Origin of the sequence: Ruegeria sp. HKCCA5491, assembly GCF_013034565.1 — a bacterium.
Classification (GTDB): Bacteria; Pseudomonadota; Alphaproteobacteria; order Rhodobacterales; family Rhodobacteraceae; genus Ruegeria.
In genome coordinates this window covers 47,208-72,475 of sequence record NZ_WQGG01000012.1, presented here as the reverse complement: position 1 = coordinate 72,475, position 25,268 = coordinate 47,208, and the positions used below count along the sequence as shown (strand labels likewise).

General features: G+C 57.4%; 27 protein-coding genes and 1 riboswitch. Of the genes, 8 read left to right on the top strand and 19 right to left on the bottom strand.

Features of this window, described 5'->3' with window-relative positions:
- Positions 1-50: 50 nt before the first annotated feature.
- From GOV88_RS16080 to miaB, 16 genes are all read right to left on the bottom strand, one after another.
- Positions 51-692 (bottom strand): phosphoribosylanthranilate isomerase, encoded by a 642-nt coding sequence (locus tag GOV88_RS16080; protein ID WP_171241065.1) that lies wholly within the window; start codon positions 690-692, stop codon positions 51-53.
- 9 nt (positions 693-701) lie between these two features.
- Entirely contained in the window at positions 702-1,052 is a 351-nt protein-coding gene (locus GOV88_RS16075) for a lipopolysaccharide assembly protein LapA domain-containing protein (protein ID WP_171122323.1), read from the bottom strand.
- Between the two features lie 6 nt (positions 1,053-1,058).
- Positions 1,059-1,343: an integration host factor subunit beta gene (gene ihfB / locus GOV88_RS16070; protein WP_171241064.1), complete on the bottom strand. Its 285-nt coding sequence runs from the start codon at positions 1,341-1,343 to the stop codon at positions 1,059-1,061.
- 272 nt (positions 1,344-1,615) lie between these two features.
- Entirely contained in the window at positions 1,616-3,292 is a 1,677-nt protein-coding gene (gene rpsA, locus GOV88_RS16065; protein WP_170462358.1) for a 30S ribosomal protein S1, read from the bottom strand.
- A gap of 294 nt (positions 3,293-3,586) precedes the next feature.
- Positions 3,587-5,272, bottom strand: a complete 1,686-nt coding sequence (locus GOV88_RS16060; RefSeq protein WP_171241063.1) for a tryptophan halogenase family protein — start codon at positions 5,270-5,272, stop codon at positions 3,587-3,589.
- 238 nt (positions 5,273-5,510) lie between these two features.
- Positions 5,511-6,026 carry a hypothetical protein gene (locus GOV88_RS16055; RefSeq protein ID WP_171125795.1) on the bottom strand — a complete coding sequence of 172 codons (516 nt, stop codon included), beginning with the start codon at positions 6,024-6,026 and terminating at the stop codon, positions 5,511-5,513.
- A 106-nt stretch (positions 6,027-6,132) separates the two neighbouring features.
- Positions 6,133-6,750: a (d)CMP kinase gene (gene cmk, locus GOV88_RS16050; RefSeq protein ID WP_171241062.1), complete on the bottom strand. Its 618-nt coding sequence runs from the start codon at positions 6,748-6,750 to the stop codon at positions 6,133-6,135.
- The gene (gene aroA, locus GOV88_RS16045; protein WP_171241061.1) at positions 6,747-8,093 is read right to left on the bottom strand and encodes a 3-phosphoshikimate 1-carboxyvinyltransferase; all 1,347 of its coding nucleotides are present in this window, start codon (positions 8,091-8,093) and stop codon (positions 6,747-6,749) included. The genes cmk and aroA overlap by 4 nt, the downstream gene beginning before the upstream one ends.
- A gap of 69 nt (positions 8,094-8,162) precedes the next feature.
- Positions 8,163-8,873 (bottom strand): tRNA (guanosine(46)-N(7))-methyltransferase TrmB, encoded by a 711-nt coding sequence (locus tag GOV88_RS16040; protein ID WP_171241060.1) that lies wholly within the window; start codon positions 8,871-8,873, stop codon positions 8,163-8,165.
- A 126-nt stretch (positions 8,874-8,999) separates the two neighbouring features.
- Entirely contained in the window at positions 9,000-10,181 is a 1,182-nt protein-coding gene (metK, locus tag GOV88_RS16035; protein ID WP_171241059.1) for a methionine adenosyltransferase, read from the bottom strand.
- A gap of 5 nt (positions 10,182-10,186) precedes the next feature.
- Positions 10,187-10,235, bottom strand: a riboswitch (SAM-SAH riboswitch).
- Between the two features lie 42 nt (positions 10,236-10,277).
- Entirely contained in the window at positions 10,278-11,774 is a 1,497-nt protein-coding gene (gene lnt, locus GOV88_RS16030; RefSeq protein ID WP_171241058.1) for an apolipoprotein N-acyltransferase, read from the bottom strand.
- Positions 11,771-12,658: a hemolysin family protein gene (locus GOV88_RS16025; protein WP_171241057.1), complete on the bottom strand. Its 888-nt coding sequence runs from the start codon at positions 12,656-12,658 to the stop codon at positions 11,771-11,773. Before GOV88_RS16025 ends, lnt begins: the two co-directional genes overlap by 4 nt.
- 37 nt (positions 12,659-12,695) lie before the next feature.
- On the bottom strand, positions 12,696-13,190 hold the full coding sequence (ybeY, locus tag GOV88_RS16020) for an rRNA maturation RNase YbeY (RefSeq protein ID WP_171241056.1): 495 nt from the start codon (positions 13,188-13,190) through the stop codon (positions 12,696-12,698).
- A 36-nt stretch (positions 13,191-13,226) separates the two neighbouring features.
- A complete protein-coding gene (locus tag GOV88_RS16015; RefSeq protein WP_171121773.1) occupies positions 13,227-14,249 on the bottom strand; it encodes a PhoH family protein in 1,023 nt (340 codons plus the stop codon).
- A 160-nt stretch (positions 14,250-14,409) separates the two neighbouring features.
- A complete protein-coding gene (locus tag GOV88_RS16010; RefSeq protein WP_171241055.1) occupies positions 14,410-15,174 on the bottom strand; it encodes an outer membrane beta-barrel protein in 765 nt (254 codons plus the stop codon).
- A 179-nt stretch (positions 15,175-15,353) separates the two neighbouring features.
- Positions 15,354-16,673 (bottom strand): tRNA (N6-isopentenyl adenosine(37)-C2)-methylthiotransferase MiaB, encoded by a 1,320-nt coding sequence (gene miaB, locus GOV88_RS16005; RefSeq protein ID WP_171241054.1) that lies wholly within the window; start codon positions 16,671-16,673, stop codon positions 15,354-15,356.
- A 120-nt stretch (positions 16,674-16,793) separates the two neighbouring features.
- Between miaB and GOV88_RS16000 the strand changes: the two genes are divergently transcribed.
- The gene (locus tag GOV88_RS16000; RefSeq protein ID WP_171241053.1) at positions 16,794-17,657 is read left to right on the top strand and encodes a hypothetical protein; all 864 of its coding nucleotides are present in this window, start codon (positions 16,794-16,796) and stop codon (positions 17,655-17,657) included.
- Between the two features lie 9 nt (positions 17,658-17,666).
- Here GOV88_RS16000 and GOV88_RS15995 read toward each other — a convergent pair whose 3' ends face one another.
- Together GOV88_RS15995 and irrA are read right to left on the bottom strand one after the other, a co-directional pair.
- Entirely contained in the window at positions 17,667-18,461 is a 795-nt protein-coding gene (locus GOV88_RS15995) for a phytanoyl-CoA dioxygenase family protein (RefSeq protein ID WP_171241052.1), read from the bottom strand.
- Positions 18,462-18,775: 314 nt separating this feature from the next.
- Complete coding sequence (gene irrA, locus GOV88_RS15990; protein WP_171121768.1) at positions 18,776-19,192, bottom strand: iron response transcriptional regulator IrrA; 417 nt, start codon at positions 19,190-19,192, stop codon at positions 18,776-18,778.
- A gap of 189 nt (positions 19,193-19,381) precedes the next feature.
- Here irrA and fabA point away from each other — a divergent pair, with 189 nt between their 5' ends.
- From fabA to GOV88_RS15970, 4 genes are read left to right on the top strand one after another with little or no spacing between them, the layout of a single operon-like run.
- Positions 19,382-19,891, top strand: a complete 510-nt coding sequence (gene fabA / locus GOV88_RS15985) for a bifunctional 3-hydroxydecanoyl-ACP dehydratase/trans-2-decenoyl-ACP isomerase (protein WP_170326986.1) — start codon at positions 19,382-19,384, stop codon at positions 19,889-19,891.
- Between the two features lie 31 nt (positions 19,892-19,922).
- Positions 19,923-21,152 carry a beta-ketoacyl-ACP synthase I gene (fabB, locus tag GOV88_RS15980; RefSeq protein ID WP_171121767.1) on the top strand — a complete coding sequence of 410 codons (1,230 nt, stop codon included), beginning with the start codon at positions 19,923-19,925 and terminating at the stop codon, positions 21,150-21,152.
- Between the two features lie 5 nt (positions 21,153-21,157).
- Positions 21,158-21,949: an enoyl-ACP reductase gene (locus GOV88_RS15975; protein ID WP_171241051.1), complete on the top strand. Its 792-nt coding sequence runs from the start codon at positions 21,158-21,160 to the stop codon at positions 21,947-21,949.
- Positions 21,950-22,008: 59 nt separating this feature from the next.
- Positions 22,009-22,200, top strand: coding sequence for a hypothetical protein (locus GOV88_RS15970; protein ID WP_171241050.1), 192 nt, complete (start codon positions 22,009-22,011; stop codon positions 22,198-22,200).
- Positions 22,201-22,223: 23 nt separating this feature from the next.
- Here GOV88_RS15970 and GOV88_RS15965 read toward each other — a convergent pair whose 3' ends face one another.
- Positions 22,224-22,652 carry a peptidylprolyl isomerase gene (locus GOV88_RS15965; RefSeq protein ID WP_171125818.1) on the bottom strand — a complete coding sequence of 143 codons (429 nt, stop codon included), beginning with the start codon at positions 22,650-22,652 and terminating at the stop codon, positions 22,224-22,226.
- A 110-nt stretch (positions 22,653-22,762) separates the two neighbouring features.
- On the opposite strand from GOV88_RS15965, the gene GOV88_RS15960 reads away from it, so the two are divergent.
- The 3 genes from GOV88_RS15960 to GOV88_RS15950 are packed head-to-tail and all read left to right on the top strand — an operon-like array spanning position 22,763 to position 25,247.
- On the top strand, positions 22,763-23,452 hold the full coding sequence (locus GOV88_RS15960; protein ID WP_171121763.1) for a haloacid dehalogenase type II: 690 nt from the start codon (positions 22,763-22,765) through the stop codon (positions 23,450-23,452).
- Complete coding sequence (locus GOV88_RS15955) at positions 23,449-24,276, top strand: alpha/beta fold hydrolase (RefSeq protein WP_171241049.1); 828 nt, start codon at positions 23,449-23,451, stop codon at positions 24,274-24,276. Before GOV88_RS15960 ends, GOV88_RS15955 begins: the two co-directional genes overlap by 4 nt.
- The gene (locus tag GOV88_RS15950) at positions 24,273-25,247 is read left to right on the top strand and encodes a threonine/serine dehydratase (RefSeq protein WP_171241048.1); all 975 of its coding nucleotides are present in this window, start codon (positions 24,273-24,275) and stop codon (positions 25,245-25,247) included. Before GOV88_RS15955 ends, GOV88_RS15950 begins: the two co-directional genes overlap by 4 nt.
- Positions 25,248-25,268 lie beyond the last annotated feature (21 nt).

The window sequence follows — 25,268 nt, the reverse complement described above, 5'->3', positions numbered from 1 at the left end:
GCTGCGGGATTTGCCATGGCAAAACGTACGTCGCGACACCCAGAGCGGCGCTATTGAGCGGCCTTGATGAACGCGCTGATCAGGGCAGGGTCCTTGACACCCGGCGCGCTTTCCACGCCGGAGGCCACATCAACCTGACGCGCGCCCGTCATGCGGATCGCTTCGGCCACGTTGTCCGGGTTCAGACCACCTGCCAGCATCCACGGTTTGCGCCAATACTTGCGTCCGGCCAACAACCGCCAATCAAAGGCCATCCCATTGCCGCCTGGCAAGACCGCATTCTTGGGCGGCTTGGCGTCAATCAAAAGCTGATCGGCAACGTCGCCGTATTCGTCGATTGCGGCCAAATCTTCGGCATCGGCTACCCCGATCACCTTAATCACAGGCAAACCATAGCGCGCTTTGACTTCACGCACACGGTCAACGCTTTCGGACCCGTGCAACTGCAACATATCAAACGGGGCCGCCCCGGTGATACTGTCCAGTTCCTCGTCCGAAGCGTTCACCACCAAGGCCACTTTAGCCACCCCAACCGGCACGGCCTGCATTAACGCGGCCGCTTGCGCGGGCGAGACATAGCGGGGGGACTTCAGGAAAAAATTGAACCCAAGGTACCGTGCCCCGGCCTCGGCCGCGGCGCGCACGTGATCAGGTGCGGTCAGGCCGCAGATTTTAACGGAAATATCCGGCATCAGATGGCCTCAGCTGGCTTCGTCCAGCAGCGCAAGAACTTCGTCTTTACCTTCGTTCTGCTTTTTCTTGAGCTTTTTGACCTCACGCTCAAGCTTGCGGACTTCGCTTGTCTTGGCAGTTGCATCGCGGCGGTGCTTGTGCTCACGCAGCCATTCCCACAGGAAACCAATGACAAGGCCGGCAACCACGCCGCCCAGAACCACAAGGAACAATGGCAGCGACGCACTGAAATTGAAGCCAAGCAGATCGGCAAAGGCCTGTGGCATCAGCGTCAATTCCACGGTTTCGCGGTTGGCAAGAGAAACCGAAATCAGAACGATCCCGAGGATCGCCAGAAAAGCATATCGAAGGTAGCGCATCATGGCCTAGGCTTTACCGTTCAAACGATCCCTTAGCAACTTGCCCGTCTTGAAAAATGGAACACATTTTTCTTCAACCTGAACAGTTTCACCCGTTCTGGGATTGCGGCCCACGCGGGCATCGCGCTGCTTGACCGAAAAAGCGCCAAATCCGCGCAGTTCAACACGATCGCCACGCGCCATGGCATCCGTAACTTCTTCGAACACGGTATTCACGATACGCTCAACATCACGCTGAAAGAGATGCGGATTTTCGTCGGCAATTTTCTGAATCAGTTCTGAACGGATCATGTGCGCTACCCTCCCAGGCGACCGGTTAACCATGTCTACTAATCTGGGCAGTATAGAAAGAAACCCGGATTGGGGGAATGTTGACTCTGGGCGCAAAGCCTTAATTTTGCTTAAAACTCACACGATTTTTTGCTGGTTTACAGGAAATGGGCTCGAATTGAGAGCGTGATGCGCAAACTGATCGCAAATTTTGGAACATATTGATTCGCAACAAAAACGGCCCCGCGCATATGCGCGAGGCCGTGAATTAGGTTTTGGCTGATGACCGGGGCTTAGTCGCCGGACTTCAGCGCTGCACCCAGAATGTCGCCCAGCGATGCGCCCGAGTCGGAAGAACCGTACTGTTCCACGGCCTCTTTCTCTTCTGCGATCTCGCGTGCTTTGATCGACAGGCCCAGACGGCGGGTCTTGCTGTCGACGTTGGTGACGCGGACGTCGACCTTGTCGCCAGTGTTGAAACGCTCGGGGCGCTGCTCGGCACGGTCACGCGACAGGTCCGAACGGCGGATGAAGGATTTCATGCCTTCATACTCGACCTCGATACCGCCATCTTCGATTGCGGTAACTTCAACGGTGATGACCGAGCCACGCTTCACGCCGCCCACGGCTTCGGCGAACTTGTCACCGCCCAGGGCTTTGATCGACAGAGAGATACGCTCTTTTTCGACGTCAACTTCCGAAACGACGGCCGAAACCATGTCGCCTTTGCGGTAGTTCTGGATCGCGTCTTCACCGCGCTCGTCCCAAGACAGGTCGGACAGGTGTACCATGCCGTCGATGTCGCCTTCGAGACCAATGAACAGACCGAATTCGGTGATGTTCTTGACTTCGCCTTCGACCTCGGTGCCCTCGGGGTGTGTTTCTGCAAACACTTCCCACGGGTTGCGCATGGTCTGCTTCAGGCCCAGAGACACGCGACGCTTGGCACCGTCGATTTCCAGAACCATGACGTCGACTTCCTGGCTGGTCGAAACGATCTTGCCGGGGTGGACGTTTTTCTTGGTCCAGGACATCTCGGACACGTGCACCAGACCTTCGACACCGGCTTCCAGCTCGACGAACGCGCCGTAGTCGGTGATGTTGGTGACGCGACCCTGATGAACCGAGCCCAGCGGGTATTTCGCAGCAACCAGATCCCACGGATCTTCTTGCAGCTGCTTCATGCCCAGGCTGATGCGGTGGGTCTCTTTGTTGATCTTGATGACCTGAACCTTGATGGTTTCGCCGATCGTCAGGATCTCGGACGGGTGGTTCACACGACGCCATGCCATGTCGGTGACGTGCAGCAGGCCGTCGACGCCGCCCAAGTCAACGAATGCACCGTATTCGGTGATGTTCTTGACAACACCCTCGACGGTCTGACCTTCGGACAGGTTGCCGATAACTTCGGCACGCTGTTCGGCACGCGATTCTTCCAGGATTGCGCGGCGCGAAACAACGATGTTGCCACGACGACGGTCCATTTTCAGAATCTGGAATGGCTGCTTCAGACCCATCAGCGGGCCAGCGTCACGCACGGGGCGAACATCAACCTGCGAGCCGGGCAGGAACGCAACTGCGCCACCCAGATCGACGGTGAAGCCACCTTTGACGCGACCAAAGATAGCACCTTCGACGCGCTGGTCGTCGGCATATGCTTTTTCCAGACGGTCCCATGCCTCTTCACGGCGGGCCATCTCGCGCGAGATGACGGCTTCGCCACGGGCGTTTTCTGCGGCGCGCAGGTAGACTTCTACCTCGTCACCTACAGCGATTTCAGGGGCTTCGCCGGGATTTGCGAATTCTTTCAGATCAACGCGGCCTTCCATTTTGTAGCCTACGTCGATGATGGCTTGGCCGGCTTCGATAGCCAGAACCTTGCCTTTGACAACAGAACCCTCTTCAGGTGTGTCCATTTCGAAGCTTTCATTAAGGAGGGCTTCGAATTCCTCCATGGATGCGTTAGCCATGTGGCGTTGTTTTCCTTTACAGTACGTTTTTGCTGGCCGAGCGGTTGTCTCCGCCGGTCTTAGTGGATTGGTCAGACGACCTGACATATGCCGCAAAACAAAGAGGGCCGGTTGTTTCCGACCCTGCTCGTCTCATTGTTTTATGGCTCAAATCGCCTTGTCGACGCGCGCTCTATAGCGGGTTCGCCAAGGCGCTGCAAGTTATAACGGGCGATACGCGCTATAACCTGCAATACCTGCCGACAAACGGCCCAGCGGCCGGGCGAATTTCACCGCCCGGCTCACAGGCAATTTCTAGAACAACTGCAAATCCTTTGCGCCGCTCTGGATTTCAGCGAAGTTGGGCATGTTCTGGACGGCCACCGGTGCAGGTTTCGCACCCGGCATCGCAACCGTCGGCTTCGCAGCCACCGCTTTGCCAAAGGCGGGCTTTTCCAACTCTCCTCGGATATCACGCAACAGGGTCTTGTGATCCGGCATAGACTTGAGAATTTGCGCAAGATCCACTTTCGCGCCCTTCCACCACTGGAACCAGATCGGCTTTTTCAAAGGCCGCACCCGATCACGAATGCCTGTGCCATAGCCTGTATCGTAGACTTGCTTGCCCAACAGCACCGTCTGGTAAACGCGGTGATCAAACAGCGTCGCGAACTCAACATCGTGCTGCATCGGCAAGCGGTGCTGCCACAGCTCGAGGTTCTCGGCCAACCGGTCGGGTATTTTCATCTCGGTCCGGGCATCGATCCAATATTGATCATCCGTGCGGTTACCCAAGCGATAGTGCAGACAGATGAATTCGAGCACCTCGTCATAAAGCTTGTCCATCTGTCGGTTGTACCGCGCCCGCAAGGACGGTTCGATCGCCTGCGTCGGCAGATGTTCGGCGAACCAGCGCACCGCGTGGTCGATCATATGAATCGCGGTGCTTTCCAACGGCTCGATAAACCCGCCGGACAAACCGATGGCCACGCAGTTCTTGACCCATGCATTGCGCACCCGTCCAACCCGCATTGGGATCACACGCGGCGCCAAACCTTTGCCGCTGTCGCCCAGCCATTCAAGGTATTCATCCGCCGCTTGATCATCCGTGCGGTGCGCCGAGGAATACACATAGCCCGTGCCTACACGATTGAACAATGGAACCCGCCACGTCCAACCAGCTCCCAGCGCCGTAGACCGCGTTGCGCTTTCGATCTTTTCGGGGTCAGGATGTTCGACCTGCAAGGCCATGGCCCGGTCATTGGGTAGATAGTCCGAGTAATCCATGAACGGCTCACCCAGAGCCTGATTGATAATCAATCCCCGGAACCCGGTGCAATCCACGACCATCTCGATATCATGGCGGCCTTTGCGCTCCAGCATCAGATGGCTGACATTGCCCTGCTCGTCCAGTTCGACCGATTGGACCTCATCCTGAATATGCTCGACCCCGCGCTTGGTGCAGACCTTCGTCAACATCCCCGCGAATTTCACAGCGTCCAGGTGATAGGCATAGCCAAATCTCTGCTCGAATTCAGGCTGTCCCAAAGGCCGCGCGCCTTTGCACATACGAGCCAGATCATCGTGCGGCGAGATTGATTGCGTAAAGTCCCGATCCCCGTTGCCAAAGCGCAGGAAATATTCGGCCGCCTCCAGCCCTTCCAGCATCTGGCCATGAGCAAAAGGGTTCATATACTCGATGCGGTTGCCCTTGGCGTCGTTGTTCCAGTTACAGAACTTCACACCCAGTTTAAACGACGCGTTTGTCTCGCGGAAAAAATCCCGCTCGGCAATCCCCGCCTGCCGGAGCGTAACCGGCATGCGGGGCACGGTGGCCTCGCCCACCCCCACTGTCGAAATATTCGGGCTTTCGATCAGGCAGATGCGCGGTCGGTCCTTTGGCGCTGACGTGCGAGAAAACACCATCTCAAGGATCAGCGCGGTCATCCAACCTGCGGTGCCGCCGCCCACAATAGTGATTTTACGCAAACGGTTGTTCATTTAGCTCTCCCCCTCAATATTTCAGGGGACTATACCAGCTTTCCGATACCTCGCTAGGGCCTAGGCCTCCTTGGTTGTCAGCATGTTCAAAGCTGTGACAATCCGTGAAGATTCCCCCATCCCATCACCGCTATGACACCGGCTAAACTCATCAAAGTTGCCCCGGTTTCAACCGTTTTTGCGGGCTGGCAACTATTGGCAATCCCAGCGTTACGAATAGTGCAAATCCCTAGATGGATTAGATTTCCTCGCCCTTCTTAAGCAGCTCATCAATCAGCTCACGCTGAAGATCCTGGCTGTCGCCCCCTCCGAATTCGGCAGCGCCGCCTGAATACAGGGTGCCATACGTCTTGGCGATATTCACGGTTTGGGCCAGCCCCGAAATCAGTTGGTCCTTATCTAGTTTGGACAGGGGGTGAATGAATGCGGCCCACAACGTGCCGTTGGCAATGGCATAGCGCGCGTCCAGAGTGCTGTCGAAATTCGCCTGCATCATGCGTTGAAGGTCCGCAGCCGACAAATCAGCGGCGCTGCTGATGGAAACCATCGCCCGCATCCGATCCGCGTTGATATCCGTGATCACCAAAACCGAAACATCCGAAACGGTCATTTGGAAACCCGGCCCTTGGGGTTGCGCGTCAGGATCCAGCGCAAAAATTATCTTCCCAAGACGCTCATAGGTCATGGGTGGTTCGGCTTCTTGCGCAGCCAGACTTCCAGCCAGAAAAATCAGAGCTAAGGTCAATCGGATCATGGTATCGCTCCTGCGGATTACCAATTCACCCTACGCAGCCCTGAGGCGACTGACCAAACAAAGCTTGGTGAGGAGCGTTCCCAAAATCGTGAGAGCCACCAAGGTTCTAAAACGCCTTGCGTTTGGCGTCTTCAACTATGGCAATCGCCTCGGCCAACGCCGCTTCGATACTCAGATTCGATGTATCCAGCAGCACAGCATCCTCCGCAGGTTTCATCGGGGCCGTGCTGCGCTCGGCATCGCGGGCGTCGCGTTCACGGACATCTTGCAGAACCTGTGCGCGGGTTGTGTCGGACCCATTAGCGCTGAGTTCCAGATACCGCCGCTCTGCCCGAACTTCGGCGCTGGCGGTGACAAACAGCTTAACCTCAGCCTCGGGGCAGATCACCGTCCCGATATCGCGCCCGTCCAGAACGGCGCCTCCGGGGCGGGTTGCGAAACTGCGCTGAAAGTCCACAAGTGCTGACCTAACCTTAGGGATCACAGCCACCTTTGACGCGGCCTGCGCGATTTCGGCGGTGCGTAGATCGCCCTGCCCTAACTCTTCAGCAGCTAAAGCCTGAGCGGCTGCGACCGGTTCCATCCCGTCAAGTGTCCGGCGGCCAACCGCACGGTACAGCAGGCCGGTGTCCAGATGCGCGAACCCGAAATGAGCCGAAACCCCTTTCGAAATCGTCCCCTTCCCCGCCGCTGCAGGCCCGTCTATGGCAACCGTGAAGCTCACGTGCGGTCCACCTTGGCACCCAGCGCCGCCATCAGCGGTTCAAAGATCGGGAACGAGGTCGCGATCGGGCCGCCATCATCGACCGAGACCGGCGTTTTTGCGCCCATGCCCATCACCATGAAGGACATGGCGATACGGTGATCCAGAAAGCTCTCGCAGGTGCCGCCGCCGGGGACGTTGCCGATGCCCAGCCCCTCGACCGACCACCATTCCTCGCCCTCATCCACGCTCACGCCATTGGCGCGCAGGCCGCGAGCCATCGCGTCGATCCGGTCGCTTTCCTTGACCCGCAGCTCTTTCACGCCGCCCATCATCGTGGTGCCAGTGGCATTGGCCGCGACCACGGACAGCACCGGATATTCGTCGATCATCGAGGCCGCACGTTCCGGCGGCACATTGATGCCCTTCATATTCGGCGAGTACTTCGCGCGCAGATCAGCGACGGGTTCTCCACCCTCTTCACGCTCGTTCTCATAGGTCAGGTCTGCGCCCATCTCCCGCAGCGTGGTAAAGAGGCCCGCCCGGGTCGGGTTCAGGCCGATGCCCGGCACCAACACATCCGAGCCCGGCGTGATCAGCGCCGCGCAAACCGGAAAGGCAGCGCTGGACGGATCACGCGGCACGGCAATCACTTGCGGTTTCAACTCAGGACGACCGGTCAGGGTGATCACCCGGCCTTCATCCGTATCTTCAACGGTAATCTCTGCACCGAACCCGGCCAGCATCCGTTCGGAATGATCACGGGTGGCCTCTTTCTCGATCACCACGGTTTTGCCCGGCGCATTCAGACCTGCTAGCAGCACGGCGGATTTCACCTGCGCCGACGGAACGGGAACCTCATAGCGCACCGGAACAGGTTCAGCCGCGCCGACGATGGTCATCGGCAAACGTCCGCCCGAGCGTCCAACGGCCTGCGCCCCGAACAGAGCCAACGGATCCGTCACTCGCGCCATGGGGCGTTTGTTCAGGCTTGCGTCGCCAGTAAACGTCGCGCTAATCGGACAAGTCGCCATCGCACCCATGATCAGTCGCACACCCGTGCCCGAGTTGCCGCAATCGATCACCTGATCAGGTTCAGCAAAGCCGCCGACACCCACGCCATGCACCGTCCATTCACCGCCACCGTGATCTGTCACCTCGGCCCCAAAGGCGCGCATGGCCTTGGCAGTATCCAGAACGTCCTCACCTTCCAGCAGACCGGAGATCTTCGTCTCACCCACCGCCATCGCACCCAAAATCAGCGAACGGTGCGAGATCGACTTGTCGCCGGGCACCTCTGCCGTACCGGTCAACGGGCCGCAGGGATGCGAGGTCATCGGGATGGGCGTACCGTGTCCGGACATGGGGGCTCCTGTTTTCGCTATCAGTGCCTTAGCCGCTTAGCGAATTGGGGCCAGATGGTCCAGCGACAATCAGCCCTTGCGGCGGAAGGTCAGGTAATGGGGCACGCGCCCCTCGCGCAGGGCCTTCTGTTCATAGCGGGTGGAAATCCAATCGTCCCACGGCTCACGCCAATCGGCGGGACGCTCGGCCAGCCATTCGAAACCAGCGCGCGGCACTTCTTCCAGCGTTTGGCGAACATAGTCGGGAATGTCCGTTGCCACGCGAAAGATTGAACCCGGCTTCAAGGCGCGGGCAAGTGGCTCCAGATGTTCTTGCGTCACAAAGCGGCGGCGGTGGTGCCGCGTTTTGGGCCATGGGTCAGGATAGAGAAGGAAGGCGCGCGAGATACTGGCCTCGGGCAGCACGTCGAACAGGTCGCGCGCATCGCCGGGATGAACGGCAAGGTTCTCAACCCCCGCCTGCCGGATTTTGCCCAGCAACATCGCGACGCCGTTGATGTAGGGCTCGGCACCTATAATACCGATACCGGGGTTGCAGGCAGCCTGATGCACCAGATGCTCACCGCCACCAAAACCGACCTCAAGCCAAACATCCCGTCCGCCAAACAGCGCCTGCAGATCCAGCGGCGCGCGTTCGGGGTTACTCTCCCAATCGACCGCGCCGGGGCACAACGCATCGAGGTCTTCACTTAGATACGTCTTTTGACTGGGCTTCAGGGTCTTGCCCTTGAAGCGGCCATAAAAGTTTCTGCGGGGGCGTTGGGGTGTCTGGTTGCTCATGGGCGAAGCCCATACTGTGCAGACACCACGGACACAAGAGGGCGGCCCGGTCCACTCAACAGACCTGCCACCCTCAAAAAGCACCAGAATAGAGCGCGCCCGTTAGGGCGCACCTTTGGATAACAATCAGACAGCCGATTTCAGGGCGTCCACTAGATCGGTGCGTTCCCAACTGAAACCGCCATCCGCGTCGGGTTCACGGCCAAAGTGGCCATAAGCCGCCGTGCGCTGGTAGATCGGCTTGTTCATCTGCAGGTGCTGGCGAATGCCGCGCGGCGTCAGGTCCATCACCTGACCGACGGCTTTTTCGATCGCGGCATCCGAAATCTGCCCAGTACCATGCGTATCCGCATAGATCGACAAAGGCTTGGATACGCCAATCGCATAGCTAAGCTGAATCGTGCAGCGTTCCGCCATGCCCGCGGCCACCACGTTCTTGGCCAGATAGCGTGCAGCGTAAGCAGCCGAACGGTCCACCTTGGTTGGGTCTTTGCCCGAGAACGCACCGCCGCCATGAGGCGCGGCACCGCCATAGGTGTCCACGATGATTTTGCGCCCGGTCAGGCCCGCATCGCCATCGGGGCCGCCGATCACAAATTTGCCGGTGGGATTCACATGCCATTCTGTGTCGGCCGACAGCCAGCCATCGGGTAGAGTTTCGGTTATGTAGGGCTCAACAATCGCGCGGATATCGTCCGAGGACAGCGCCTCATCCAGATGCTGTGTCGACAGCACGACCGAGCTGACGCCCACAGGCTTGCCGTCACGGTACACGACGGACAGTTGCGATTTCGCGTCCGGACCCAGCGCGGGCTCGGTGCCGTTTTTGCGAACCTCGGCCAGACGGCGCAGGATCGCGTGGGAGTACTGGATCGGGGCTGGCATCAGCGCAGGGGTTTCAGTCGTGGCATAACCAAACATGATCCCCTGATCGCCCGCGCCCTCGTCCTTGTCGCCCGAGGCATCAACACCCTGCGCGATATGCGCGGACTGCTCGTGTAGCAGGTTCGTCACCTCGACGGTTTCGTGGTGAAACTTGTCCTGCTCATAGCCGATATCCTTGATACAAGCGCGCGCGATCTCGTCGATACGGCCCATGTAATCGTGCAGTTTTTCCTGATCAGACAGACCTACTTCTCCGCCGATGACAACGCGGTCAGTCGTTGCGAAGGTTTCGCACGCGACGCGCGCTTCGGGTTCTTCATTCAGAAAAGCGTCTAGGACGGCATCGGAAATCCGGTCACAAACCTTATCCGGGTGCCCTTCGGATACGGATTCCGAAGTGAAAGTGTAGTTCTGTCGGGACATGAAAGTGCTCCATTAAGATTTCCCCATCACGCCAGGAAGCCGTTGTGACAGGCATTCGATGGGATACGCCCGCAAAATCATCGGGTCAATCCGAAATTACGCGCCCTCTCTCCGAGCGTTGCGCCAAAGCAGCGCAAACGCTCCGACCAGCAGCAAAAAGATGGGTATGTCACCAATCCTTGAATAAAGTGTGACCGCAAAAGGCTTTGGCAGGTTTGCATCGACATACCCGGCCTCACCCAAAGCAAGCGACCGAGTGATGCGGCCCAGCGGGTCAATCATTGCCGACACCCCGGTATTGGCTGACCGCATCATGGGCAATCCCTGCTCAATGGCCCGCATCTGGGCTTGTGCAAGATGTTGATAAGGGCCTGATCGCGTTCCAAACCACGCATCGTTGGTAATCTGCAACAAGAAATCGGCACGTCCCGGAGCGGACAGAACATCCTGGGTAAAGACCGCTTCGTAGCAAATCAAAGGCAGTGCCTTACCCAGCGCACCCGCATCCATCAAGGCAGCGCCCGGCCCAGCGCTGAACCCGCTGCCCGTGGTTGCAGCCATGCCATAGATACCAATTCGCGCCATGAGGTCGCCAAGCGGCACGTACTCTCCGAACGGGGCAAGGTGATGTTTATCGTACAGCCCTTGTTGTTGACCGTCCTCGTTCAGGTAGATCATCGAGTTGTAGATCCGAGGCCCGTCCCCGCGTTGAATACCCAAAAAGACCGGCGTCCCCTGTGCCGCATCCACGACAACATCCAGGTAAGGTTGCGCGCTGCCCAACCAAGCCGGCACCGAGGTTTCCGGCCAGACAATCAAATCGGGTTTTGGCTGCGCGGCCGTGAACTCAATCTGACGCGCAAAAAACAGCGGCGCATAGTCCGGGTCCCATTTCTGGTGTTGCGGCGCGTTGGGCTGAATTAGGCGTACGATATGCCCCGTTTCGGTAACATCAGGCCGAAAAGCAGCATAACCAACGGCCAAGCACACCACTCCCACAGACAAGCACGCAGGCAACGCAAACGAGGATCGTTGCGTCAGAGCGGCTCCCATAGGCAATGTTGCCAACAGCGTCAGAGCGCCTACCCCATATGGACCAACCAGCGCCAAAACCTGAGCGAAGGGCGTGGCGACCCAAATCTGCGCCAACCCAGCCCATGGAAATCCGGTCAGTACGTAGCCGCGCGCGCACTCTGCCAAGGATATCGCGATGGTCAGAAACAAAGCCTGACCAATTGCGCCTTGCCCCGGGCGGCGCGCCACCCAAAAGGCCAGCGCCCAGAACAGCGCCAGCCCTCCGGCCATGAACACAAGCGCAAAGGGTGCCATCCAGGCATGACGTTCCGCGTCCACAAGGAACGGTTCAATGATCCAACTTAACGCATGAGCGAAATAGCCCGTCGCAAAGGCCCACCCCAGCCAAGCCGCCTGTGCCCGCGTTTCCGTTGCCAAGTACAGGGGCGCCAAAGCAAGTAACGCTGCAATGGATGCAGCCCAAAACCCGAATGGCGCCAGACCAAACGCAGTTACCGCGCCCAATATGAACGCCAACACCAGCCTTAACCAAATAGGCAAGCCCTGTGCAGGGTTCATGCAACGATATCCGGCAACATGACACGCAAGCGTTTGATCCTGCGCGGATCGGCATCCAAGACTTCGAACTCTGGCCCCTCGGGGTGCAGAACAACTTCGCCACGTGCAGGGACACGCCCCGATAGCATAAAGACCAAACCGCCCAGCGTGTCGATCTCTTCTTCGTCGACATCCTCGTGGCTGGTCAGCGAGCGCCCGATCTCGGCTTCGAATTCTTCAAGCGGGACACGGGCCTGAACCACATAGCAACCTGGCTTCTCTTCAACCCAGAGCTGGCTTTCGTCGGCGTCATGTTCATCGGCAATCTCACCGACCACCTGTTCAATCAGGTCCTCGATCGTCAGCAATCCGTCAACGCCGCCATACTCGTCTATCACAAGCGCCATGTGCCGGCGTTCCGTCTGCATTTTGGTCAACAAGACCCCAATCGGCATTGACGGCGGCACAAACAACAGGGTCCGCAGCATCGACACCAGATCAAATTCAGAGGACGTTCCGTTGAACCCATGCGTCAGGGCAAAATCCTTGAGGTGCACAAACCCAAGCGGTGTATCAAGCGTCCCCTCGTATACCGGTATCCGCGACAGCCCGCTGTCACGAAAAACCTGCGCCAATTCGTCTTTGGTGATGGTCGAGGATACAGACACGATCTCTGCCGTTGGGATGGCCACATCTTCGACGCGCATACGCCGCAGGTTGATCATGCCCCGTGGCTGGCTCTTGTCGGCCTCGTGTCCGTTGGCCGCAGCAACCTCTTCGACGTTCTGGGTCGAGAACGCGTCCACTATTCGAGAAAAGAAACCCGTTTTCTCTCTTATGTCATTGTCGCCGTCCTTTGGTTGCGCGCCCTGCGCCGCCGTAGAACTGCCGTCTGTATCGCCCATTTTCCCATTCCAAATGATCGGCCCGAATGGGCCCGTATTAAACTATATATGGGTTATCAATACCCAGTTTGCCAAGTATCTCGACCTCGACACCCTCCATCAAAGTGGCGTCGGGGTCACGAACGTGATCGTATCCCAGCAAATGCAATGTTCCGTGAACAAGCAGATGTGTCACGTGATCTTCGAAAGGTTTCCCCGCCTCATTGGCTTCGCGTGCGCAGGTATCATAGGAAATTGCGATGTCGCCCAGTGCGATTTCTCCGGTGAAATCCGGGCTTGGACAAGCGGGTTCCTGACCCGCGATCTCAGCCGCCAGATCATCGGCTGGCCAGCTCAGAACATTGGTCGGAATGGGTTTTTCGCGAAATTCCGCGTTCAACTCGGCGATGCGAGTGTCGCCGCAGGCAAGAAGGCTTATCTCACACAATTCGGAATCCACGCCCTGATGGGCCAGCACAGCGGTCACAGCGCGCGTGGCCAAGGGCTCCAACCCCTGCCAGCGCGTGTCCTCAACCGTTAGTTCAAGATTCATTCTGTCTCTTTCAAAGTCCCCGCAGGGCCTTTGAAACTATCCGGTTTCACGACCCGAGTCAGCCTCATACGCTTCGATAATCGCAGCGACAAGCGGGTGCCGCACCACATCCTTCGAGGTGAAATAGTTGAAGCTGATGTTCGGGATCGTCTTCAGCAAACGCTCGGCATCGGCAAGCCCCGATTGGACCCCGCGCGGCAGATCGACCTGCGATCGGTCGCCCGTAATTACCATCCGGCTGCCTTCGCCCAACCGGGTCAGGAACATTTTCATCTGCATGGTCGTGGCGTTCTGCGCCTCGTCCAGAACAACAAAGGCATTCGCCAGCGTTCGACCGCGCATAAAGGCAAGCGGAGCAATTTCGATTCGTTTTTCTTCGATCAGCTTGGCCAATTGCTTGCCGGGAAGAAAGTCGTTCAGCGCATCATAAAGCGGCTGCATATACGGATCGACCTTGTCCTTCATGTCACCGGGCAAATAACCCAGCTTCTCACCCGCTTCGACCGCAGGACGGCTGAGGATGATACGGTCTACATGGCCGCCAATGAACATCGACACGCCCACCGCGACGGCCAGATAGGTTTTACCTGTCCCTGCCGGACCGATCCCAAAGGCCAGTTCGTTATTGAACAGGGATTGCACATAAGCCTTTTGCGCATCGGTACGCGGTTCAACCAGCTTTTTGCGGGTCTTGATCTCAACCGTGCCACCTTTGAACATTTCAAGCTGGTCACCGTCGCGGCTTCCGGTGCCTTTTTCAGATCCCCCCATACGAAGTTCGCGATCCACATCTGCTGCTTCGACCTCGCGCCCACCCTCAAGTCGGGTGTACAGGGCCTGAAGGACCTCAATTGCCTGTTTCTGGGCATCTTCCTCGCCCATCACAACCAACTGGTTTCCGCGTCGCACGATCTGAACGGATAATTTATGCTCAATATCAGTCAGATTGCGGTCATATTCGCCGCACAGATCAATCAACAACCGGTTGTCTGGGAATTCAACAAACGCCTCACGCTGGGGCATTTCATTTTGCGGTGGGTTCAGGGCACCGATGGCCAATACGTTCTCCTGTCTTGGCGTTTCACCTTGAGCGTAGACAACAACTCTTGGTGGGTGCAAGTCACAGTTTCAAATTTTCCGTAACTGATGTCGAAACCGCCGATCACAGTCCGGTTTGAAAACCCGCGCAGGCATAAAAAACTGGCAAAAAGCCGGTTGTTCAGAACCGGTAATTCAAGCCAAATCGCAAACCCTGATACCGCGGTGTCGACTTGGTGGAAAATCCATTTTCAAAGACGATGTCCTTGGAATCAAACTGAACGTATTCATATTCGCCTGTAATCGACCAATTGGCGTTCAAATTGTGTTCCGCACCAATGCTGGCGGAAAACCCGTTGCGCGAGTCGCTTTCTGCAAAGCTTTGAACCGTAGGCCCAAGAGACAAGCTGTTCGTGGTTTCAACGTCACCGTTCACATAACCCACCGAGAGGAAATACAACACCGTGCCGCTTTTGTTGGTAAGGCCATTTCGGAAGCGAATCGACACAACGTCCGAGACTTCGGATCCACCGTCCACAGTGATGCCCCCGATTTGCGTTGTGACATCATCATCCAGCGAACCGAAGTCATATCCGATTTCAAACCCGTAGACATAGTCGCGGCCTTGCTTGGCCGGTAGAATACCCCGCCATCCTGCCCGTACACCACCATAGGAACCGCTTAGATCCAATTCACCGATCGCAAATGTATCGGTGGGCGTTGTCAGGCCAAAGCGATCCGTTCCACTGGTCGCGTATCCGCCGGTCAAGCCAAGATAAAACGCACTGACGTCGCTGTCGAAACGCTTGGGGCTGACGATGGGAGGATCTGAAACACCTTCTTCAAGGTTGCCAGCCGTTACCGCGCCGGAAAGAAACACAAATGCAACCAAAGCAGAAAGTGGCAGTTTGAATTTGAGTATATTGATAAGATTCAAAACCTTCACTCGCACTCTCCATGGCCACGCCCTTGATACTGGGCGACGCAAAAACGACCTCAGGGACGGCTAGAGCCGTATACCCCTAAAAAATATCACTTTTCTCGGAACATAGTTCCAAGTCATAAATCAAGGGTAAATTTTTCCATAAGATTCAACCATGACGCAACGACACGAAAAATGTCGCGTCAAAGCAACCTGCCAGCCAGCGAATTCGAGCCTGAGCTGGTGATGCGCACGTCTCTCAACTCACCCACCTCGACATCGGCATCCGAGACGTGAACCGAATGAAGATACTCGGATTTTCCGACCATCTGCCCGGGCAGACGGCCGGGTTTCTCAAACAGCACGCGGACATTTCGCCCGACCATCGCATCCTGAATTTCGCGCTGGTGCCGCGTGATCATGGCCTGCAAACGCTGTAGGCGGTCATCCGCCACCTCAGGATCAACCTGAGACCGTTCGGCGGCAGGGGTTCCGGGGCGCGTGGAATACTTGAACGAATACGCATATCCGTATCTGACCTGCTCGACCAAATCCAACGTGGCCTGAAAGTCCTCGTCTGTCTCCTCGGGGAAGCCCACGATGAAATCGCCTGACATCATGATATCAGGCCGCGCTGCGCGGATGCGTTCGATCAGGCGCAGATAGCTTTCGGCGGTATGACTGCGGTTCATCCGCTTCAAAATCCGATCCGAGCCTGACTGCACCGGCAGATGCAGGTAGGGCATCAGCTTGTCGCAAGTTCCATGCGCCTCGATCAGGTCATCGGCCATGTCGTTGGGGTGCGAGGTGGTGAACCGGATGCGCTCCAGCCCATCAACCTTGTTCAATTCCCAGATCAGACCCGCCAGCGTCATGTCCCCATTGGGCCCCGCACCGTGATAGGCGTTAACGTTCTGACCCAGCAGAGTGATTTCGCGCACGCCACGTTCAACCAGATCCTGCGCTTCGCGAATGATGCGGTCGGCTGGACGGCTGACTTCGGCCCCGCGGGTATATGGCACCACACAGAAGGCGCAGAACTTGTCGCAACCTTCCTGTACAGTCAGAAACGCCGTCGGGCCGCGCTTGGCCTTGGGGCGGTTTTTCAATTTCTCGAACTTGTCTTCCTCGGGGAAATCCGTGTCCAGCGCCTTGGCACCTTCGCGGGTCTTGGCTTCCATCTCTGGAAGACGGTGATAGCTCTGCGGTCCCACCACCAAATCGACCAGAGGTTGCCGGCGCATGATCTCTTCGCCCTCAGCCTGCGCAACACAACCGGCGACACCGATCTTCAGATCAGGCTTTTCCGCCTTCAGCCCCTTGAAACGGCCCAGTTCGGAATAGACCTTTTCAGCCGCCTTTTCACGGATGTGGCAGGTGTTCAGCAGAATCATATCTGCATCGTCAGGCGTCTTTGTTTCGACATAGCCCTGACCGCCCATTGTCTCGGCCATACGCTCGCTGTCATAGACGTTCATCTGACAACCATAGGTCTTGATGTACAGCTTTTTGGGTTCCGACATGGGTGTAGCCTTTGCGTTCGCGGGATCGACGTCGTCTATACTTTACGAACGCCGCTTGCAATGCCCGCGCGATTACCCGATTTTGGCCAAAAACTCCAGTTGGATGAAATCAGACGGGCGATGCAGTACGACTCCCTCAACTCTTTCCTGCGAACCGGCGCGAAGGCCCTCGCGCAGGGCCCCGTCGCACTCATTTTTGCCGAAGACGATGTTGAGGTCGATGGCACAATTCAGCACCACCTGAACCTGGGCTTCAAATCTCTTGTCGTGTTCATGCCGCAGGAGTTTTCTCTGGAACCTGCCCTTGCCGACCGTATCCACCGTGTCACCTTGACATGCGCGCCACGCACAGCGGTCTTTGAGACGATTAACAAGGTCATGAAAGCCGCGCCGGATGTTTGGATGTATTATTGCTATAACACCGAGTACCTGTTTTTTCCGTTTTGTGAGACACGGACGATCGGCGAATTGCTAGCCTTCCATTCGGAAGAGCGCCGTAATTCCATGCTATGCCATGTCGTTGATCTTTACGCGGATGATCTGACGGCTGCGCCGAATGGGGTAGCCCCTGATCGCGCCCTGTTGGACAAGACCGGTTATTATGCCCGCACCCGCCACGACACCGACGGGCATCCGCTGGAGCGTCAGTTGGACATGTCCGGTGGCCTGCGGTGGCGGTTCGAAGACCAGATCCCTTATGAACGCCGTCGCATCGACCGGATCGCCATATTCAAAACGCAGCCGGGATTGGAACTCAGGCCAGATCACACGTTCAACGAGCCTGAATATAATACCTATTCCTGCCCGTGGCATCACAACCTGACCGCTGCCATCTGCTCGTTTCGCGCGGCAAAGGCGTTGAAAATCAACGCTGGTTCAAACAGCAATATCCAGTGCTTTCGTTGGAGCAACTCGACCCCGTTTCAGTGGTCGTCGCGACAATTGCTGGACTTGGGGTTGATCGAAACCGGTCAGTGGTTTTGATTCGAACGCCTAACGTCTGAGAAGAATCGGGAACCAATCCTCTCGCAGCCGCTGTCCGGGCTGCATATAATGCCCCGGAAACGGAGGAGATGTGCGACCCGGGCGTTCGACATAGCGCGCATCGTCACCAACAAGGCGCAATGAAAAGGCGCGGCGGCGACTGTCTGAATGATTGCCACGTGCACCGTGCAAGGTTCGGTAATTGAAGGCAACGGCGTCACCCGGCGCCATCTCATACTCGACGACCTTCATGCCCTCTGCGTCGGGGTCAGGGACTTGGATGTACTGCCCCTCATCGGGAAAGAACCCTTCTTCGGAAACCCAGCGAGTCGGCAGAACCTCTTTCTTCCACCGGTGCGATCCGGCGACGCACCTCAGCGTTGCTTGTGACACGGGGTCCAGCGGCGACCAGAAACTGATGGTTTGCTGACCTTCGACAAAATAATACGGCCCGTCTTGATGCCATGGAGTTGCCATCGACGTACCCGGCTCTTTTACCAGAACGTGATCGTGAAACATCTGAACAGTCTGAGACTGCATCAGATCCGCCGCGACTTCGGCCACGGGCGAGTTGTGGACGACTTTCTGGAATTGTTCGATCCGCGACCAGTTGCAGTAATCGTCAAAAAACAGCCCCGTTTCACCCTGCTTTTTGTTATCCGACGCATATGGGCCGGGATCAGCGATGTTGACCTCAATCCCATCGCGCAGGGTGTCGACGTAGTCCGCAAACAAACCTTTGATCAGAATCACACCGTCGCGCTGATAGGCGTCAATCATTTCTTGCGTAACCAAAGGGTGCATCTTTTCTGTCTCCGTTCCGGTGGTTCGTCGATCTGCGCATGGATCAAACCCCGGTTCAAATCATATCTTTCGAATTTGGACTTGATTTCCTTTTTGTTTCCCCCGGCTTCAGAGCGTATATCTTTGCGCGATTGGCAGACATGGCAGCTTGCCATCAGCGGCCCGGCAATTCTTGGGGTAAATCTGAAAATCGGGCAAAACACGATGGTCGCGCAAGGATCTGCCTCGTTGGAGATTCAACGCGACACGTCACACAGCCGCTGGACCCGTTTACGGGTAAGGCATTGCGATTACTGACAATTAATGGAAAAAGGTTACTTCTTCCGCAGGCGGATCACGACGTCCACCGAAGCTATTTCCACGCCTTCGGGCGCTTCGGGAAGACGTTGAATAACCAGTTCTTCTGATGGTGCATCGCTCAGGCGGCCCTCATCCTCCCAGAAAAAGTGGGGATGGTCATGGGTGTTGGTGTCGAAATAGCTTTTCGACCCGTCCACTGTAATTTCCTGCAAAACGCCCGCATCGCAGAAGGCGCGCAATGTGTTGTAAACGGTTGCCAAGGATACGGCATCACCGTTCTTTTTGGCTGATTCAAAAAGGCTCTCTGCGGTCACATGGCGATGACGGCCATCGCCCACCAACAACTCGGCCAGCGCCACCCGCTGACGCGTCGGACGCAATCCGGCGTGAACCAACCAATTCGTGGCGATGTTCTGGCTTTCAGGTGTCATCAATCCGATACCTTCGTTGTACTTAGGTATATATAAGTGCTGTGGTCAGGTAATTTCAAATGAAATTCATTCGCAAAGAATAGTCTGAACACAACATGATGTGGACCACCGCTCTTGCAGGACCTTGCATACGGGTGCTAGACGAGGCCAGATTAGATAAACGGACCCCTGGCAGGAGAGGCGGCAAGAATGGCCCAATTCCCGAGCAGCTTTGACAAGGACGATCTGCTGAAATGCGCCCGTGGCGAATTATTCGGCCCCGGTAACGCGCAGTTGCCTGCCCCACCTATGCTGATGATGGACCGGATCACCGATATCTCGGCCGATGGCGGCGCGCATGGCAAGGGCCACGTTCTGGCCGAATTCGATATCACGCCTGATCTGTGGTTCTTTGACTGCCACTTCCCCGGCAATCCGATCATGCCCGGCTGTCTGGGGCTGGACGGGCTGTGGCAATTGACAGGCTTCAACCTGGGCTGGCGCGGCTGGCAGGGGCGCGGCATGGCCGTGGGCGTGGGCGAGGTCAAGCTGACCGGCATGGTACGTCCTGACCGCAAGATGCTGACCTACAAAATAGACTTCAAAAAAGCGATCCAGACACGGCGCCTGACCATGGGTGTTGCGGATGGAATCGTCGAAGCGGACGGTGAAATGATCTACGACGTCAAAGATATGAAAGTCGTATTATCTGAAGCCTAAGCCTGACAGGGCCGAAATAAGGAGCACGCAAATGCGTCGAGTAGTTGTCACCGGCTTGGGGGTCGTGTCCTCCATCGGGAACAATGCCGAAGAGGTTCTGGCCTCACTCAAAGCTGGTAAGTCCGGCATCGAGGCTAATGACCAGATGGTTGAACACGGCTTTCGCAGCCAGATCGCCGGGTCGCTCAAGATCGACGTGACCGAGCATGTCGACAAGCGCACGCTGCGGTTTATGGGGCCCGGCGCGGCCTATGCGCATATCGCCATGTCGCAGGCCATTGCTGACGCCGGTCTGACCGAAGATCAGGTCGTGAACCCGCGCACAGGTCTTGTCGCAGGCTCGGGCGGTCCGTCGACCAGTGCAATGCTGACGGCGCATCAGACTGTTCTGAAAAACGGCGCAACCAAGCGGATCGGGCCGTTCGCTGTACCCAAATGCATGTGCTCGACCATCTCGGCCAACCTTGCGACGGCGTTCAAGATCAAGGGCATCAACTACTCGATCACATCGGCCTGCTCGACCTCTTTGCACTGCATCGGCAACGCGGCAGAACAGATCATGCTGGGCAAGCAAGACGTCATGTTTGCCGGCGGCGGTGAAGAGCTGGACTGGACCCTGTCCTGCTTGTTCGACGCGATGGGCGCGATGTCGTCGAAATACAATGACACGCCGACCAAAGCCTCGCGCGCGTTCGATCAGGATCGCGACGGATTCGTGATCTCGGGCGGCGGCGGTATCGTCGTGTTGGAAGATCTGGATCACGCTCTGGCCCGCGGCGCAAAAATCTATGCCGAGGTCACAGGTTATGCTGCAACCTCTGACGGTCACGACATGGTTGCCCCGTCCGGCGAAGGCGGCGAACGCGCCATGCGTCTGGCCTTGGGCACCCTCCCCGAGGGTCGGAAGGTCGGCTATATCAACGCACATGGAACCTCGACCCCGGTCGGTGACGTGGGCGAGGTTGAAGCCGTGCGAAGAATCTTTGGCGAAGGCAATGTGCCTCCGATTTCATCGACCAAGTCGATGACCGGCCACGCTCAGGGGGCGGCTGGCGCACTCGAGGCAATTTTCTGCCTGCTGATGTTGCACCATGACTTCATTACGCCGTCGATCAATGTCGACACACTTGCCGAAGGCATCCTGCCCGGTGAAATTGCAACACAAGTGATTGAAAATGCAGGTTTGGACAGTGTGATGACCAACAGCTTCGGCTTTGGCGGCACGAACGGGTCCATGGTTCTGTCCAAGTATAACGGGTGAATATGATGTCGGATCTTCTTAAGGGCAAACGCGGCCTGATCATGGGCGTGGCGAATGACCGCTCGATCGCGTGGGGCATTGCCAAAGCCATGCACGAGGCTGGCGCGGAACTCGCATTCACCTATCAGGGCGAAGCATTCGGCAAGCGGCTGGAGCCATTGGCACAAAGCCTCGGCAGCGATTTCATGGTGGATGCGGACGTCACCGACGACGCCTCGCTGGACCGTGCATTTGGCGAATTGGGCGAACGCTGGCCGACGATTGATTTCGTGATCCACGCCATTGCCTATTCGGACAAATCCGAATTGACGGGCCGGTTTCTGAACACAACTCGGGCGAATTTCAAACACTCGATGGATGTGTCGGCCTATTCTTTCATCGAGGTCGCACGCCGCGCCTATCCGCTGATGAAAGACAATGGCGGCACGTTGCTGACGCTGACCTATCAGGGCTCGAACCGCGTGGTTCCGAATTACAATGTCATGGGCGTGGCCAAGGCCGCGCTGGAATCGGCCACACGCTATCTGGCCAACGATCTTGGCCCTGAAGGTATCCGCGTGAACGCCATCTCCCCCGGTCCGATGAAGACACTGGCAGGGGCGGCCATTGGCGGCGCGCGCAAGACCTACAAGTTCTGCGACCAGAACGCGCCGATGCGCTCGAACGCGACGCTTGAAGCTGTGGGCGGCACTGCTGTCTACCTGGCATCAGATGCCGGCGCGTGTACTTCCGGCGAAATCATCCGCGTCGATGGCGGGTTCCATGTTCTGGGTATGCCGCAACCGGATCACATGTGACCCGATCTTTCCCTGTCGGTGCCAAGATTTGAACATCTTTCCCCGGCAGTGATAGCGGCATGAGCAAAGCCGAACATATTATCGCAAGTAGCCCGCGCGTTTCCCGCTACCGCCTAAAGCAGGGTTTTTTGGGGGTTCGTGGTCGCGCAGCATTGCTGACCCTGACAATGCTGTTGATGCTGTTTGTATTCTTCACGCAACCGCATGTTCGCGCCACTTTTGAATCCTGGACCAGCCTGATTACAGGCTGATCCGATCCGGGCCTTGTGTGGGCTTAGTTTATCGAAACAACCTCAATATCGAAAATCAGGTCCTGCCCTGCCAGCGGATGGTTTGCGTCGAGCGTAACGGTCGCCTCGTCCGCCTCAACGACAGTCACTGGCATAACCTGTCCGTCGGGGGCCTGCATCTGCAATTGCGAACCGGGATCCAGCGGGATGTCATCAGGAATTCCTTCGCGCGGAATGCTCTGCCGCATTGCGGGATTGATCGGGCCATAAGCGTCCGCACAAGCGATCTCGACCCGCTTCTTTTCACCCACGGACAACCCGGGCATAGCGCTATCCAGACCGGGAATAATCTGACCGGAGCCGACAACGAATTCCAACGGGTCACGCCCATCCGAGCTGTCAAAGACTTTGCCGTCCAACAGCGTCCCGGTGTAGTGAATGCGAACCGTATCGCCTTGCTTGATTTCGGTCATATTGGCCTCCGGCCTGAAAAAGGATTGAGCGGCCAACCCTAGGGTGTGACACGGCATTGTAAACCCTTCGCTCTTTTGCCAACCTGCGCCCAAAGAATGGAGGGGATCAAATGCCAATCAAAACTTGCGTTTTCGACGCGTATGGAACGCTGTTCGACGTCGCGGCGGCCGCACGTCAGGCTGCTGCCGAACCCGGCTTTGAAGCATTGCAGCAGAAATGGCCGGAACTGGCGAATTACTGGCGCTTGAAACAGTTGCAATACACGTGGTTGCGCGCAGTTGCGGATGCCCATGCAGATTTCTGGGATGTCACGCAAGACGGGTTGGATTGGGCGCTTGAGGCAACCGGCCTAGACGGAGACAGCACGTTGCGACAGCGGCTCTTGGACTTGTACTGGCAGTTGCAGGCATATCCCGAAGTCCCCGAGATGTTGCGCGCGCTGAAGGCCGGAGGGTTGCAAACCGCCATCCTGTCCAACGGTTCCCCCCCAATGCTTGACGGCGCCGTAAAATCCGCAGGCATCGGTGACGTTCTGGATGACGTCCTGTCGGTCGAAAGCGTTGGAGTCTTTAAGCCCCACGCAAGCGTTTATGATCTTGTGCAGGGTAGGTTCGGCGGCGAACGCGACGAAGTTCTGTTCGTCAGCTCTAACGGCTGGGACGCAGCCGGTGCGTCCGGTTACGGCTTTACGACCGCATGGGTCAACAGGGCGGGTGAACCGGTGGACCGTTTGCCATGGAAACCCGCACATGTTCTGACCGACCTGACGACGATACCGCAACTGGCTGGGCTTGAATGACTTTCTTCACCACGACAGACGGCAGGAACATTTATTTCAATGACACAGGCTCGGGCCAGCCGGTGTTATGCTTGGCGGGACTGACCCGCTGCAGTCGGGATTTTTCGTTTCTGGCACCGCACCTGACGGGTATGCGGATGATCACCATGGACTACCGCGGGCGCGGCAATTCGGACCGCGACCCGGACTATATGAACTACAATATCTTTCGCGAATCCCATGACGCGATCGAATTGCTGGATCACCTCGGTCTCGAAAAGGCGACGGTGATCGGAACATCCCGGGGCGGTCTGATCGCAATGGCGTTGGCCGCCAGCCACCCCGAGCGCCTGTCGGCTGTGGTTCTAAACGATGTCGGCCCGGTTCTGGAACTGTCGGGTATTGCTAAGATCATGGATTACGTTGGCAAACAGCCTGTGTCCAAAAACTATGATGAAGCCGCAAATGTCCTGCAACAGTTTATGGAGCCGACCTTCCCAGGCGTCCCATTGGAGCGTTGGCGGCAACAGGCTGAAATCCAGTATGAACAGACGGGTGACGGGCTTGCGATGCGTTATGACCCGGCGCTGCGAACCGCATTGCTTGAACAAGCCGCAACGGGGGCCGTTCCGGATATGTGGATGTTCTTCGAGGCGCTTCGTGACACGCCAACCGGCGTCATACGGGGCGAGAATTCTGATATACTTGGCAAAGAAACGCTGACGGAAATGCACAAGCGTCACCCCGGCCTTATCTCGGCAGAGATACCGGATCGGGGGCACGCCCCATTTCTGGACGAACCCCAATCGCTTGACCTCATTCACAAAGTACTGGACGCTGCATGAGCTCGCTTGACCTGATTGAAGCCGCGGCAGGGCGGTTAAAAGGCCACGTTCGGGAAACCCCGATCCTGACCTCTCCGTTTCTGGATGAGATCGCGGGACGCCGTGTATTGGTAAAGCCGGAATGTCTGCAACATACTGGCAGCTTCAAATTTCGGGGGGCATGGTCGGCGATCTCGGCCCTCAGCGAAGCGGATCGCAAGCGCGGTGTAATTGCCTATTCCTCGGGGAACCACGCGCAGGGGATTGCGCACGCCGCTTCTTTACACGGCACGGCGTCAGTCATTGTCATGCCATCGGATGCGCCGCAGTTGAAGATCAACAATACGCGCGCGTTGGGCGGTGAGGTGGTCCTTTATGATCGCGCAAATGAAAGCCGGGAGGATATCGGAGAAAGGCTTGCCTCGGAACGCGGCCTGACCCTGATCCGGCCCTATGATGAGCCGCAGGTAATCGCAGGGCAAGGCACAACCGGCCTTGAGATCGCCCGTCAAGCCGCGTCCTTGGGGGTTGAGACAGCCGACGTACTTGTGTGCTGTGGCGGTGGCGGGCTGACGTCAGGTATCGCGCTGGCGCTTGAAAGGCATGCCCCGGGTCTGCGCGCCCGACCTTGCGAGCCCGAGGGGTTCGACGATGTGAAACGCTCTCTGGCGACCGGGCACATACAGAACAACGCCGCGTCGTCTGGGAATATCTGCGATGCGATCCTGACACCGCAACCGGGCCAAATCACCTTTCCGATCTTGAAACGGCTTTGCGGTCCGGGGTTTTCCGTCACCGAAGAAGAAGCGCTGCGGGCTATGGCGCTTGCCTTTCTGCGCCTCAAGATTGTTCTGGAACCGGGCGGTGCTGTATCATTGGCCTCGGCCCTTTTCCGCAGCGATGAAATCAAGGGCGACGCGGTGATAGTTGTTGCATCGGGGGGCAATACGGACCCCGAAGTCTTTGGGAAAGCACTGGAATTCCTGACCTGACAGCGCACGCAGGATAAGTCA